Consider the following 13,366-nt stretch of genomic DNA (forward strand, 5'->3'; position numbering starts at 1 on the left):
CGTCTTTTTCTAAGCCACCATCCGGCCGGGGTTGAGGATGCCTTGCGGGTCGAAGGCCTTGCGGATGCGGTATTCGAGAATGGCGAGCGGCTTCTCCTGGGGCTGGAACGGCACGGCAAACCGACGTTCGCTCTCGGTCGCACGGATCAATGTGGCATGACCGCCGCCATTGGCCTCGACGGTTTTGCGTACCAGCCCCGACATGGTGTTACCGCCTTCCATTCGCACCCAGGCCAGTCCGCCCTGCCAATCGTAGAAGGCAGAAGCGCCGGCCTTCATGCGGAGCGCCATCACGGCCTCATGCGCATCGGACGGCCTCATCGAAAGCCGCCATACCGGTCGGTCAGGATGATCGGCGAAGGGCGCGACGTCACGTATCTGTGCCCAGAGCCGCCGGCTCTGCGGCGCATCGATCTGATCGATCTCTCCGAGCTTGCCGAACAGCGCCTTCAGCTTTTCGGCTCGTTCATTGACGGAGCTTTCGAACCCCTCCAGACGCATCAGCGTAGCCTGCTCCGAACCAAGCGCACCATCCAGAACCTTGCCAGCGACGAGTTCCGGCAGATGCGCTGCGCCGGTTACGTCGTTCGGCGTCGCCATGGCGTGGGCTAGCACGGCAACCGCGTCGGCATCGAGCAGGCCCCGAACAATCAGCGTCGCTTCGGTTTCCGGCTTCGGCTGCACTTTCAGCGTCACCTCGGTCAGGACGCCGAGCGTGCCGAAGCTGCCGGCCATCGGCTTGACCAGGTCGAGCCCGGTCACGTTCTTCATTACCCTCCCGCCATTCTTGACGATCTCGCCCTTGCCATTGACGAAACGGACGCCGAGCAGGCTGTCGCGGCAAGCGCCGGCAACGAAGCGGCGCGGACCGGACGCATTGACTGCCACCATCCCGCCAACGGTCGGCTCACCCTCGGTCCCCAGCAGCGAGCGGTGGTCGATCGGCTCAAAGACGAAGCGCTGATTGGCATCGTCCAGCGCGGCCTGCAATTCGGAGACTGGCGTCCCGGCCCGCACCGCTGCGACCATCTCATTGGGCGAATAGGCGACGATGCCCGAAATGCCAGACGTCGAAACCGTCGCCAGCGCATCGACCGGGCGGCCAAATGAGCGGGTGCCGCCGCCGGCAATCTCCAAAGGCCGGCCATTATCAGCCGCATCCCGGACGATCTCGGCAAGCTCCGCCTCGTCGAAAGGCTCGATCAGTTGGTCGGTTCCGTCAGAGGGGATCACTGCGCTGCTTCCATGGTGGCATCGGAGGTACCGGCTACTGCTCTGCCGCCATCGCTCTCGCCTCGGCCCTCGAGCGGGAAAACCTTGGACGGGTTGAGGATCCAAACGGGGTCGAACGCGGCGCGCACGTCGATCATCTGATCGAGGTCGGTCTCGTTATACTGGTGCGTCATCAGATCACGCTTTTCGATCCCGACGCCGTGCTCGCCAGTCAGGCACCCACCGGCATCGACGCATAGTCGCAGAATGTCATTGCCTGCCTGTTCGGCTTTCTCACGTTCCGCCGGATCGTTCACATCATAAAGGATCAGCGGATGCATGTTGCCGTCTCCGGCATGGAAGACGTTAGCGGCGCGCAAGCCGTACCGCTTCACGATAGCACCGGTCTCTTTAAGCACGAAAGCAAGCTGGCTGAGCGGCACCGTGCCGTCCATGCAGATGTAATCGGCCACACGACCCGTCGCGCCAAAGGCGCTCTTGCGTCCCTTCCAGATCAGCGCGGCCTCGGTCGCGCTCTGGCTCTCCTTAATGGTTTGGACATCGTGCCGCCGAGCGATCTCGACGATGCGGCCAAGCTGGTCGGCCATCTCCTTGTCCGATCCCTCGACTTCGACAATCAGCAGCGCTTCGGCGTCGAGCGGATAGCCGGCTTTGGCGAACGCCTCGCAGATGGCGATGGCTTCGCGATCCATGAACTCGATGGCGACGGGAATGATGCCCGCCCCGATGATGTCGGCGACGCAATCACCCGCCTTTTCCGAGCTTGAAAATCCGAACAAGACCGGCTGCGCCCCGGCGGGCTTGGCGATCAGGCGGACAATGGCTTCCGTCACGAGGCCGAGCTGGCCTTCCGACCCGCAAATCAAGCCGAGCAGATCGAGGCCGGCCGCATCGAGTTCGCCTTCGCCAAGGCGAATGATCGTCCCATCGTAAAGCACCATGGTGACGCCAAGCAGATTGTTGGTCGTGACACCATATTTCAGGCAATGCGCGCCACCGGAGTTCATGGCGATATTGCCGCCGATCGTACAGGCGAGCTGACTGGAGGGGTCGGGCGCATAAAAGAAGCCATCGGCCGAAACGGCTTCGGAGATGGACAGATTGGTGACGCCAGCCTCCACCCGCGCCAGGCGGTTGGGATAATCGAGTTCCAGAATGCGGCTCATTCTGGTCAGCGAGACGATGACCGCATCTTCCTGCGGTATCGCTCCGCCACAAAGGGAAGTGCCGGCTCCGCGCGGCACGACCGGAACTTTTTGCCGCGACAGGGCTTCCATCACTGCTGCGACCTCTTGCGTCGTCGACGGTAAGACGACCGCCAGAGGCAGTCGCCGATAGGCCGTAAATCCGTCGGTCTCGAAGGCGCGCAGTTCCACCGGGTCGGAGACGACCGCCTCGTCCGGCAAGACCGCCCGCAGGCTGGAGAGGATGTCGTCGCGGCGATTGAGAATGGAGGGATCGGGCTTGAGAAACTGGATGGCCGTCACAATCATTCCTCCCCTCGATGCACACGTCATCACACCTGAACCATATCTATACGTTCGAGACCATCCCGCAAGAGAACGGCGGACGGCGCATCGTGCGGGTATGCCATGACGCCGACAGCCGAGCTTGAAATCTTCGCAAGGGTTGTATCCGCCGGATCGCTTTCAGCAGCGGGCCGCGAGATGGGCCTGTCGCCAGCGGTTGTTTCCAAGCGTCTGCGCAAGCTGGAGGACAGGCTGGGCACCCGCCTGCTGCAAAGAACGACACGCCAGATCGCGCTAACAGAAGCCGGTCAGGGATATTATGAGCGGATCGTCGCCATTCTCGCCGCTGTGGAGGAGGCGGAGGCTTTCGTCTCGAGGCGCTCTGCACAGGCCAGGGGCACATTGAAAATATCGGCGCCGACTTCGTTCGGCCGCATGCATATCGCGCCCCACCTGACAGCTTTCATGGAGACCAATCCCGATCTTTCGATCAATCTGGTTCTCTCCGACAAGTTCGTCGACATTGTCGCTGAAGGTTTCGATCTGGCAATCCGCATCGCCGAGCTCCCTGACAGTTCGCTCGTCGCGCGACGACTGGCGCCTGTCCAGCGCGTGCTCGTCGCTTCGCCTGCTTACCTCGCCAAGCATGGTGAGCCCATGACGGTCGACGATCTCGACGAACATCTGTGCCTTCCACCGCATAATGGCGAGGTCTGGCGACTGGAGGGCCCGGAAGGCGCGACCGTCTCGCTTCGGCCGGACGGCCCACTCTCCACAAACTCGTCGGAAGTTCTGCGGGAGGCCGTCATAGCCGGCACCGGCATAGCCCTCCGATCGACATGGGATATCGGCCCGGAACTGTCCCGCGGGGAATTGATCCACATTCTTCCCGACTGGCGAGCATCACGCCATATCGGACTTCACGCCGTCTATCCGTCGCGACGGTTTCTGCCGATCAAGGTCCGCCTTTTCATCGACTATCTGGCCGATCTTTACGGTCCGGAGCCTTATTGGGACAGCCCCCAGGCCTCGAAATATCCGGACGCGGCCGAATGATCAGTGGTCGCTATCGCCATGGCTTCTGCGAATGCGCCAAACGATAGCGGCGACGACCAGAACGACGACCGGCACGGAGAACGCTGTCACATAGGCGGGATCGACGGATGCTCCAAGCGGGTCCAGTCCCTTGGCCAGATAGCCGATCAAGCCAACGACATAATATGAGATGGCGGCGATGGAGAGCCCTTCGACAGTCTGCTGCAGGCGAAGCTGCGCTGCCGTCCGCCTGTTCATCGATGTCAGAAGACCGGCATTCTGTCGTTGAAGATCGATATCCACCCACGAGCGTATCAAGGCCGAGGCGCGATTGAGTTTGCGGCTCATATTGCTCTGCCGCTCCTCCACCGAACGGACGGTACGCATGGCCGGAGCCAGCCGACGCTCAAGAAAGGCCGTCCAGCTTTCCGAACCGGAAACGGGTACCTCGCCTAGAGACTTCAATCGTTCCTCGACAATACCGTTATAGGCCCGCGCGGCGCCGAACCGGTAAACGCTGGAGGTTGCATCAGCCTCCAGATCGGCGGCCAAATCCGTCACAGTCGCCAGGAGCTGCTCCGCATCGCGCGGCCCGCCAGCGCGCATATGATCGGCTATGTCGGCCAGGTCGCTTTCTACTTCCGCAATACGTGGCGACAATTGCTGTGCGAGCGGCAATGCCAGCATGGCGAGCGTTCGATAGAACTCGATCTCGATCAGGCGCTGGGCCAGGACGCCCGCGCGCGATGGCGACAGACCATCGTGTAAAACGAGAATATGGGTGTAACCCTCGGCATCCTGACGAAAATCGGTGATGGCGCTGGCCTTCCCTTTCTCCACCAGCGAATGGCAAAGCGTGTTGGGATCGAATGGCTCGATCAGCTTTTCGTTCTTCGCGTTGCGCAAATGGATTTCGAGGTGAACGGCGGAGATCACGGTGCCTGGCGCGGAAAACGATCGGCCGAACGGACTCTCGCCCAGCGGCGTACCGGTATTCGGACGAAGAGGCGCGTGCCAAAGATAGGTGGCAAATTCGGCATGGCGTTCCCAACGCAATTCACCGTGCGGCAAATCGATTGCATAGTGTCGGACGCTTCGGTCCGGCACTGAAGCGCCAAGCGCGCGGCATTGAGACGCGAGCGCAGACCAGGCAATGCCTTTGCCGCCATCGGCCATGAATGCGATCGCCTTGATGATGGATGGCGTTTCGACAACCGGATTGGGACGCGAATGGACCTCGCCGATTGCCTCATGGCGCAGATGATAGGCCGGGAAACCTGCAACCGTGGCGCCGCTTTCCATAGCCTGCTGCGCCTGATCGCTATCGGCAGAAGACGCTTCCCTGCTTTCTTTGTCGTTCATCCCGACGCGCTGGCCTTCCATGGCGGCTTTCTCATTTCGTGATCAGGTGGCGCCTGTTATACCAAAATACCGAAAAGATACATAAAGCGAGGCGTCCGAGTGGAGGATTCAACATCAAAAGACGGCGGCAGACCGGCACGCCCTACAGTCGGGTTGTTCGTTACCTGCCTCGTCGATCTGTTTCGTCCGTCGGTAGGCTTCGCTACCATCGAACTGCTCGAAAAAGCTGGCTGCGATGTCGCGGTGCCAGTGACGCAGACCTGTTGCGGACAGCCGGCTTATAATTCCGGGCATCGAAAAGAGACGGCAGCCATTGCAAGGCAGGTGATTGCAGCCTTCGAGGGATTCGATCATGTCGTCGCACCCTCCGGTTCCTGCGCAGCGATGATCAGCCATCACTATCCGGCTCTACTGGCCGACGATCCTAGCTGGGTGCAGAGAGCCCAAAAGCTGGCTGCGAAAACGCATGAGCTGACAAGCTTTCTGACCGATATCGTCTCGCTGAAAACGGTCGATGCGGCGATGCCATCCAATACCACTGTCACGTACCACGACAGCTGTTCGGGCCTTCGTGAACTCGGCATCAAGGCCCAGCCGCGCGCCTTGCTGTCGCAGGTCGAAAATCTGGAGTTGAGGGAGATGGAGGATTCAGAAGTCTGCTGCGGCTTCGGCGGCACCTTCTGCGCAAAATATCCGGCAATTTCAGAAGTGATCGTCTCGGCCAAGACAAAGACCATCGCCGCTACAGATGCCGATCTACTCCTTGCTGGCGATATGGGCTGCCTCATGAACATGGCAGGCCGTCTGCGGCGCGAGGGCCGCTCGACCGAAGTGCGCCATGTCGCCGAAATCCTCGCCGGGATGACCGATGCGCCGCCCATTGCCGGCACAGAGGAGGAGCGGTCGTGAAGGTTCATTCAGCCGACTTTATCGAACGCAGCGCCGAAGCCATCGGCGATGCACAATTGCAGCGGGCGCTCGGAAATGTGCGCGCCGGTTTTATCGGCAAGCGCGCCAAGGCGGCCGCCGCGCTGCCTGAGTTCGAGGCCATTCGGGACGCAGCCGTGGACATCAAGAACCATGTTCTCGGCCATCTCGATGTCTATCTGGAGCGTTTTGAGACAAATGTGAAAGCCGCTGGCGGTCATGTTCACTGGGCACGCGACGACGATGAGGCGCGGTCGATCATTCTGGACATTTGCCGAAAGGCCGATGCGAAAACGGTCACCAAGGGAAAGTCAATGCTGACCGAGGAGATCGAGCTCAACGCCCATCTCCAGGAGCATGGTATCGAGGCGGTCGAAACCGACCTCGGCGAATACATCATCCAATTGAGGGGTGAGACGCCCAGCCACATCATCGCGCCGGCCGTCCACCTTAACCGGGACCAGGTGGAGGCCGATTTCCGCCGTGTCCACTCCCATCTGGACCGGACACGCGTCCTCGACAGCCCGGAAAGTCTGCTTGGAGAAGCACGTGAAGTTCTGCGCCAGCGCTATTTCGAGGCCGATGTCGGCATAACGGGCGCCAACTTCCTGGTCGCCGAAACAGGCAGTTCGGTGATCGTCACCAATGAGGGAAATGGCGACCTGACGCAGACGCTTCCTCGCGTTCACATCGCGCTGGCCTCCATCGAAAAGATCGTGCCGACAATGGAAGACCTTTCCACGATCCTACGCCTTCTGGCCCGCTCGGCCACCGGTCAGGAAATGAGTGTCTATACCACTATTTCGACGGGACCGCGCCGCGATGGCGATCAGGATGGGCCGGAAGAATATCATGTCGTGCTGCTCGACAATGGCCGCTCGGCGTTGCTCGGCACGGAGTTTCAAGAGGTTCTGCGCTGCATTCGATGCGGCGCCTGCATGAACCATTGCCCCGTCTTTCACGCTGTCGGCGGCCATGCTTATGGCGCTGTTTATCCTGGTCCCATCGGTGCGGTCATCACTCCCGCTCTGGCGGGGATCGATAAGGCGGGGCATTTGCCGAATGCCTCGACCTTCTGTGGCCGGTGCGAATCTGTCTGCCCGATGCGCATTCCCTTGCCAAAGCTGATGCGCCAATGGCGCGAGAAGGAATACGAGCAGGGTTATCAGCCCGGCGGAATGCGGCGCGGAATGAGCCTTTGGGCCTTCGCCGCGCGTCATCCCCGCCTCTACCGGATCGGCGCCTCCATCGCCGCACCGCTATTGTCGCGCCTGGGAGGAACGCGGCACCGTATTTCGCGCCTGCCTTTCGCATCGGGCTGGACCGACGCGCGAGATCTGCCTGCCCCCGAGGGAGAGACCTTCATGCAGGCCTATGCCAAATCGAAAACGAGGAACGCGGCATGAGCAGCGCGCGCAAAACGATTCTCGAACGGATCGGAAAAGCAATGGACGAAGGTCTCGTCCCAACCCTCTCAGAGCGACAACAGGGAGCAAACGCCCGCCTTTCGGAAAAAAAGCCAGCGCTCGTGCCGGCCAGCGCAAATGTATTTGGCGAAGAGGCCATCGCACTCTTTTCGGCCAAGGCAGAGGCGGTGAACGCTACGGTGGTGCGGATCAGCTCTTCAGCCGAAATTGCCAGCGCCGTGACCGACTATCTGGCGACAAAAAACCTGCCGGCGAAAATTCGACGTGGCGCCGATCCTCTTCTTGACCAGGCAGGATGGGAAAGTGAACCCCTGCTGGACGTTTCAATCGGTCCATCGGACGGGTCCGACATTGCGGGACTATCGGTGGCGGCAAGCGCCGTCGCGGAAACCGGAACGCTGACGCTCTGCTCCGGACCCGAAAATCCCACGACGCTGAATTTCCTGCCGGATTACCACCTGATCGTTCTACCAGTCGACCGATTACACGGATCGCTTGAGAAATCGCTCCGGCGGTTGGTGGATGAAGCGACAGTGGAAGACAGAGCCCTGCCCCGCGTCGTCAATCTTGTAACCGGGCCATCGCGGTCAGGCGATGTGGAGCAGCAGATCGTGCTCGGCGCGCATGGACCGCGCGCCCTTCACATCATTCTGCTTGGGTAGGATCGGTTCGGTTCGTGGCCCCAAAAAGAAACACCCCCGCATGATGCGGGGTGTCTCAAAAATCGCTTTGATTAAATTCGACTGCTCAGTCGATAGCTGCTACCACGCCATAGCCAATGGTATGGCTGTTGCTGGCTTCAGCTTCGGTGGCGTTCATGCCAACATACCAGATACCGGCGGCAGTCAGCGTAAAAACGGAAAAGAGGGCTGCTTTCACGGCGTTCATCTCGAATGGTCTCGCAATCTCAAGTTATAGATCAATTTGCTTTCCGAAACGTTCCCGCCGGCTGGGCCGCTTCATTCGAGGGGCTAACGGAGTGTGACGAATGTGGTTCCCTAAAAGAACACAATTCTGCTCACTTTACCGTTACCCGGAGGAGGCGCGCTCGATCAGTAACGCGCGGCTTATGATCTGAAACCGCAGCTGGCGAAAGACAGAAAATCGCTGCTGTGAGAGCAAGTTGGGGAAACGTGTCGCCGCAGCAACAGCGCCGGCATTTTAACCATCCGTAAACCATAGAGAGACAATGCGCGCCGATTACCGCCTGCCCCGCCTTTTCGTTTCCGAGGATCTTCGGTCCGCGGCACCCATCGCACTGACGAAAGAGCAGAGCAACTATCTCCTCAACGTCCTGCGTATGGCCGAGGGCGGGATGCTTCTTCTTTTCAATGGAAGAGACGGGGAGTGGCGGGCCCGTTTAGAGCGTCAGGGCAAGAAGAGCGCCATCCTGGTGCCAGAGCAGCAAACCCGCGCACAGCCCGCAGCCCACGACCTCCATTATCTTTTTGCGCCCCTCAAAGTAGGGCGCATGGACTATATGGTGCAAAAAGCGATCGAGATGGGCGCCGGTGTGTTACAGCCGGTTCAGACCCAGCATACCCAAATGCCCAAGATCAATGCCGGGCGGTTAGAAGCGAATATGCGCGAAGCTGCCGAGCAGTGCGGCATTCTCACGCTCGCCGAACTTCAACCCATGCAAAGGATCGGGTCACTGTTGGAGAATTGGGACGAGTCACGGCAGATAATCTACTGCGATGAGGATGCCGAGGGCGACGATCCGCTGCCGATCCTGTCCGCCCTGCCGAGAGGGCCGCTCGCGGTTCTTGTCGGACCGGAAGGCGGCTTTTCAGAAGATGAACGTCGAATGTTGCGCGCCCTTCCCTTTGTGACCGCCATTCCGCTCGGCCCTCGTATCCTTCGCGCCGACACGGCAGCGGTCGCCGCGCTGACGCTCGTTCAGGCCGTATGTGGCGACTGGCGATGCGATGTCCACGAAGATGATCGGGCAGGCGATTGATCTTCCATGCCGTGTCCGCCATCTATGCGAAGATCGATGGCGTGCCTACGCGCCGAATAAGACGGATTGGCCATGGCACGCGATACCAGTAACAAGACGCCCATCGAAGGTTTCGACGACCTGGTCGCCTATCTGGCTGCCGGATGCCGCCCGCGCGAAGACTGGAAGATCGGCACGGAGCACGAGAAATTCGTCTTCTACACGGATGGCAACGGTCCGGTTCCGTACGAAGGACCGTCAGGCATTCGGGTTCTTCTGGAAGGCATGCAGGAAAAGCTCGGCTGGGAGCCGATTGTCGACGGCAACAAGCTGATCGGGCTCGCCTCCCCCATCGGCCAGGGAGCGATCAGCCTGGAACCGGGCGGACAGTTCGAACTGTCGGGCGCGCCGCTTGAGACGATCCACCAGACCTGCCGGGAATCGAACGTCCATCTGTCGCAGCTACGGCAGATTGCGGAGCCGCTCGGCATACGGTTTCTAGGGATGGGGGCCAGCCCAAAATGGTCGCTCGAACAGACGCCCCTCATGCCGAAATCGCGCTACGAGATCATGTCGGCCTACATGCCCGACGTGGGGTCTCAGGGCCGAGACATGATGCGGCGGACCTGCACGATCCAGACAAATCTCGATTTCTCGTCCGAGTCGGATATGCGCCGTAAAATGCAGGTCGGCATGAAGCTGCAGCCACTGGCGACAGCGCTTTTCGCTTCTTCGCCTTTCACGGACGGCGCGCCGAACGGCCTATTGTCCTGGCGAGGCGACATTTGGCGCGATGTCGACAATAATCGTGCGGGCATCCTGCCCTTCACCTTCGCCGATGACTTCGGCTTTGCCGACTATGCCGAGTGGGCGCTCGATGTACCGATGTACTTCGTCTTGCGCGATGGACGCTATCACCGCGCAACCCACGTCACATTCCGCCAGTTCATGAATGGGGCGCTGAAGCAGGACATTCCCGATCCAGAACCGACGCTGGGCGACTGGATCAACCATCTTTCGACGCTTTTCCCCGATGTGAGGCTGAAACAGTTTCTCGAAATGCGCGGCGCAGATGGCGGTCCATGGCGGCGAATCTGCGCACTGCCGGCCTTCTGGGTGGGTCTTCTCTATGACGAAGAAGCGCTGGACGAAACCGCCGAATGGACAGCCGACTGGTCTGTCGATGAGGTACAGTCCATGCGCGATACGGTCCCGGAAAAGGCCATGGCCACACCGTTTCGCGACAAGACGGTCCGCGATCTCGGCTACCGCGCGCTGGCGATAGCACGGGCCGGATTGCAGCGCCGCGGCAAGTGCAACCCGGATGGATTCGACGAAGCCCACTTCCTCGCCCCGCTAGAGGAGATCGTTGCCCGAGGCACGACGGAAGCGGAAGAAATGCTTCGCGCCTATCATCTGCGCTGGGGTCGATCCATCGAGCCTCTTTTCGAAGCATACGCCTATTAGCGCATGGGCTTTTGGTCGCAATCCGCCGGAAAAGCGCTATGGTGACAGCAACAGACCAATGAGGCGACCGATGATCCCGATCTTTCCGATGCTGTCTTCCATGAACGATGGCGCGCTTCAGAAACAGCTTTCGGAGCAATTCGCCCTCAACCAGCAGCAGGCGGTGAACGTGCTGGCCGCGATGGCGCCCGCTTTCAGCGAAGCCTTGAGACGGCAGACGGCAACGCCCGCCGACACCACCGATTTCATGGCGGCCCTTAGCTCGGGCCGTCATGCGCCCTATGGCTTCGATGTGACAAAAGCGTTCGAGCCGAATGCGATCAATCAGGCGCAGAACATTCTCAATCAACTGTTCCGCTCCGCTGGTCTGATGCGCGCCATCACCGATCAGGTGGCCAATGAAACGGGCGTGCCGCGCGAAGATGTCCAGCGTATGCTGCCGGTCATCGCAAGCGCCGTGATGGGCGGGATCACGCGGCAGATGACGGAATTCTTTGTCACCGCGAGCGAGGCCGCACCCCGTTACCCTGAGGCACAGCCGGCGCCAGCATCGAAACCGGCGAAACCCAAACAGCAGCAGCAGGACGTCGGGATGCTGGAGTCGATCTACGGCCCGGCGGGACGTGTCTGGGACGAAATGTGGGCGCCGTTCATCGCAAACGCACAGACAGCGAGCGGGTCGACACGCGGCATGGGCGGTTTCGGCGACATGATGGAGATGTTCTTCAGTCAGCCGCGATCGAACCCCGAAAAGAACCATACGGCCGATGGCATCGGTATGGTCCCGCCTGGCATGCCCCTTGAGCCTGAACCCTCTCTGGTGGACGAAGCGGCCGATCCGGATTCGCCGGAGAGCGATGAAGCCGAGAATACGTCCGACACCCTGTTCGGCCCGATGTTCGCTGCTGGCGAAGCGGTCAGCCGCCATCAGATCGAGGCGATGGAAAAACTGTTCGATCAGTTTGGCGTCGGATCAAACAAAGACTAGGGCTATTCGCGGGAGGCGATCTTGGCCGCCGCCAAATCCAATGCTGAAGAGTTCACCGTCAGCGATCTGTCTTCGGCGCTCAAACGCGTCGTGGAAGACCGGTTCGGCCATGTTCGTGTGCGTGGGGAGATCACCGGCTATCGAGGTCCCCACTCGTCGGGCCATGCCTATTTCGGCCTGAAGGACGAGCGCGCGCGGCTGGATGCGGTCGTCTGGCGGACAACCTTTCAGCAACTCGCATTCAAGCCCGAGGAAGGGCTTGAGGTTATCGCCACCGGCAAGCTCACGACTTATCCGGGTTCGTCGAAATACCAGATCGTGATCGACCGGATCGAGCCGGCTGGCGAAGGGGCGTTGATGGCGCTTCTGGAAGCGCGGCGAAAGGCGCTCGCGGCCGAGGGCCTTTTCGAAGAAGGCCGAAAGAAAGCGCTGCCGTTCCTGCCCATGACGGTGGGCGTGGTGACATCACCGACTGGGGCTGTGATCCGCGACATCTGCCATCGCATCGCAGACCGCTTTCCCCTTCACGTGATCGTCTGGCCGGTTCGCGTTCAGGGCGAAACCAGTGGCGAGGAAGTCGCTCGCGCCATATCGGGGTTCGACGCCCTGCCGGCCGATGGGAACCTGCCCCGGCCCGACGTTCTGATCGTCGCGCGCGGCGGCGGATCGCTGGAAGACCTTTGGGGGTTCAACGACGAAGCGGTGGTGCGCGCCGTTTCAGCCTGCTCGATTCCTGTCATATCGGCCGTAGGTCATGAAACGGACTGGACGCTGATCGATCATGTGGCAGACCGACGCGCGCCGACACCGACCGGGGCGGCGGAAATGGCTGTACCGGTGCGCGCAGAACTGGACGCGGCGATAGCCACGTTCAGTGCGCGGCTCGGAGCGGCCCATCGGCGACTGTTGGACCGGCGATTTCAGGAACTGCGAAGTCTGGCGCGCGCCTTGCCCTCGGTCGACGCGCTTCTTGCCATTCCGCGCAGACGTCATGACGAAGCCGCCGGGCGACTGTCGCGAGCGCTGTCATCCGGCGTTGAGCTTCGCCGTAATCGCCTGATCCACCTCACCGACCGCCTCTCGCCACTGGTTTTGGATCGGCAGGTAAGAACCGAGCGGCAAAAGCTGACGACTGCCGGAGATCGTTTACGCCCCGCTATCGTGCGCATTCTGGAGCGCCGGCGTGAACGACTTTCGTCGACGGCTCGACTGATCGAGGTCTTATCTCATCACAAGGTTCTCGCACGCGGATACGCGGTGGTACGCGACAGTGATCAAAACATCCTGACGCGCGCTGGCGATATCTTCCCCGGCATGGCCATTCATCTCGAAATGGATGGCGGCACAGTCGATGCGACGGCAGTGGGCCAGAGCGAAGGCGATATAGCCAGTTCGGAGAGAACATCGAGCGCTCTTCCCGGTGCTCCGACCAGCGAAAAGAAGAAGCCGAAATCCCCGAAAAGTAGAAAGCCGTCGGCGAGCAAGCCGGTGAAGCAAATCGACTTATTCGATTGACAGC

The 13,366-nt window shown here is 60.7% G+C and carries 12 protein-coding genes; 8 read left to right on the forward strand and 4 right to left on the reverse strand.

Translation table 11 applies throughout. The features are described from left to right. Nucleotides 1-9 precede the first annotated feature (9 nt). Together glcE and NIM86_RS03755 are read right to left on the reverse strand one after the other, a co-directional pair. Entirely contained in the window at nucleotides 10-1,233 is a 1,224-nt protein-coding gene (gene glcE / locus NIM86_RS03750) for a glycolate oxidase subunit GlcE (protein ID WP_253379245.1), read from the reverse strand. Continuing rightward, nucleotides 1,230-2,726 (reverse strand): FAD-binding oxidoreductase, encoded by a 1,497-nt coding sequence (locus NIM86_RS03755; protein ID WP_256478328.1) that lies wholly within the window; start codon nucleotides 2,724-2,726, stop codon nucleotides 1,230-1,232. Before NIM86_RS03755 ends, glcE begins: the two co-directional genes overlap by 4 nt. Before the next feature lie 99 nt (nucleotides 2,727-2,825). Here NIM86_RS03755 and NIM86_RS03760 point away from each other — a divergent pair, with 99 nt between their 5' ends. Beyond that, nucleotides 2,826-3,758 (forward strand): LysR family transcriptional regulator, encoded by a 933-nt coding sequence (locus NIM86_RS03760; protein WP_253379247.1) that lies wholly within the window; start codon nucleotides 2,826-2,828, stop codon nucleotides 3,756-3,758. Here NIM86_RS03760 and NIM86_RS03765 read toward each other — a convergent pair whose 3' ends face one another. After that, a complete protein-coding gene (locus NIM86_RS03765; RefSeq protein ID WP_371872828.1) occupies nucleotides 3,759-5,099 on the reverse strand; it encodes a DUF3422 family protein in 1,341 nt (446 codons plus the stop codon). It abuts the gene before it with no gap. 99 nt (nucleotides 5,100-5,198) lie between these two features. Here NIM86_RS03765 and NIM86_RS03770 point away from each other — a divergent pair, with 99 nt between their 5' ends. From NIM86_RS03770 to NIM86_RS03780, 3 genes are read left to right on the forward strand one after another with little or no spacing between them, the layout of a single operon-like run. Further along, a complete protein-coding gene (locus NIM86_RS03770) occupies nucleotides 5,199-6,008 on the forward strand; it encodes a heterodisulfide reductase-related iron-sulfur binding cluster (protein ID WP_253379249.1) in 810 nt (269 codons plus the stop codon). Further along, complete coding sequence (locus NIM86_RS03775; protein WP_253379251.1) at nucleotides 6,005-7,432, forward strand: LutB/LldF family L-lactate oxidation iron-sulfur protein; 1,428 nt, start codon at nucleotides 6,005-6,007, stop codon at nucleotides 7,430-7,432. Before NIM86_RS03770 ends, NIM86_RS03775 begins: the two co-directional genes overlap by 4 nt. Next, nucleotides 7,429-8,115 (forward strand): lactate utilization protein, encoded by a 687-nt coding sequence (locus tag NIM86_RS03780; protein ID WP_253379253.1) that lies wholly within the window; start codon nucleotides 7,429-7,431, stop codon nucleotides 8,113-8,115. Before NIM86_RS03775 ends, NIM86_RS03780 begins: the two co-directional genes overlap by 4 nt. An 85-nt stretch (nucleotides 8,116-8,200) precedes the next feature. On the opposite strand, the gene NIM86_RS03785 is transcribed toward NIM86_RS03780, so the two are convergent. Further along, on the reverse strand, nucleotides 8,201-8,341 hold the full coding sequence (locus tag NIM86_RS03785; RefSeq protein ID WP_253379254.1) for a hypothetical protein: 141 nt from the start codon (nucleotides 8,339-8,341) through the stop codon (nucleotides 8,201-8,203). Between the two features lie 301 nt (nucleotides 8,342-8,642). Here NIM86_RS03785 and NIM86_RS03790 point away from each other — a divergent pair, with 301 nt between their 5' ends. The 4 genes from NIM86_RS03790 to xseA all read left to right on the forward strand — a co-directional run bounded on the left by NIM86_RS03790 (nucleotide 8,643) and on the right by xseA (nucleotide 13,362). Beyond that, nucleotides 8,643-9,413 (forward strand): 16S rRNA (uracil(1498)-N(3))-methyltransferase, encoded by a 771-nt coding sequence (locus tag NIM86_RS03790; protein ID WP_253379256.1) that lies wholly within the window; start codon nucleotides 8,643-8,645, stop codon nucleotides 9,411-9,413. 72 nt (nucleotides 9,414-9,485) lie between these two features. Beyond that, on the forward strand, nucleotides 9,486-10,859 hold the full coding sequence (locus NIM86_RS03795) for a glutamate--cysteine ligase (RefSeq protein WP_253379263.1): 1,374 nt from the start codon (nucleotides 9,486-9,488) through the stop codon (nucleotides 10,857-10,859). A gap of 70 nt (nucleotides 10,860-10,929) precedes the next feature. Beyond that, nucleotides 10,930-11,847 (forward strand): DUF937 domain-containing protein, encoded by a 918-nt coding sequence (locus tag NIM86_RS03800; RefSeq protein WP_253379265.1) that lies wholly within the window; start codon nucleotides 10,930-10,932, stop codon nucleotides 11,845-11,847. A gap of 18 nt (nucleotides 11,848-11,865) precedes the next feature. Beyond that, nucleotides 11,866-13,362: an exodeoxyribonuclease VII large subunit gene (xseA, locus tag NIM86_RS03805; RefSeq protein ID WP_371872848.1), complete on the forward strand. Its 1,497-nt coding sequence runs from the start codon at nucleotides 11,866-11,868 to the stop codon at nucleotides 13,360-13,362. Nucleotides 13,363-13,366: the final 4 nt, after the last annotated feature.

Origin of the sequence: Notoacmeibacter sp. MSK16QG-6 (genome assembly GCF_024158145.1) — a bacterium.
Lineage (GTDB): Bacteria > Pseudomonadota > Alphaproteobacteria > Rhizobiales > Rhizobiaceae > Notoacmeibacter.

Bases quoted from the DNA above. Each gene is read 5' to 3' on its own strand.
- NIM86_RS03785 (WP_253379254.1), bottom strand. From the start codon at position 8,341: ATGAACGCCGTGAAAGCAGCCCTCTTTTCCGTTTTTACGCTGACTGCC.
- NIM86_RS03760 (WP_253379247.1), top strand. From the start codon at position 2,826: ATGACGCCGACAGCCGAGCTTGAAATCTTCGCAAGGGTTGTATCCGCC.
- NIM86_RS03765 (WP_371872828.1), bottom strand. From the start codon at position 5,099: ATGAACGACAAAGAAAGCAGGGAAGCGTCTTCTGCCGATAGCGATCAG.
- NIM86_RS03755 (WP_256478328.1), bottom strand. From the start codon at position 2,726: ATGATTGTGACGGCCATCCAGTTTCTCAAGCCCGATCCCTCCATTCTC.
- NIM86_RS03790 (WP_253379256.1), top strand. From the start codon at position 8,643: ATGCGCGCCGATTACCGCCTGCCCCGCCTTTTCGTTTCCGAGGATCTT.
- NIM86_RS03800 (WP_253379265.1), top strand. From the start codon at position 10,930: ATGATCCCGATCTTTCCGATGCTGTCTTCCATGAACGATGGCGCGCTT.
- NIM86_RS03795 (WP_253379263.1), top strand. From the start codon at position 9,486: ATGGCACGCGATACCAGTAACAAGACGCCCATCGAAGGTTTCGACGAC.
- NIM86_RS03780 (WP_253379253.1), top strand. From the start codon at position 7,429: ATGAGCAGCGCGCGCAAAACGATTCTCGAACGGATCGGAAAAGCAATG.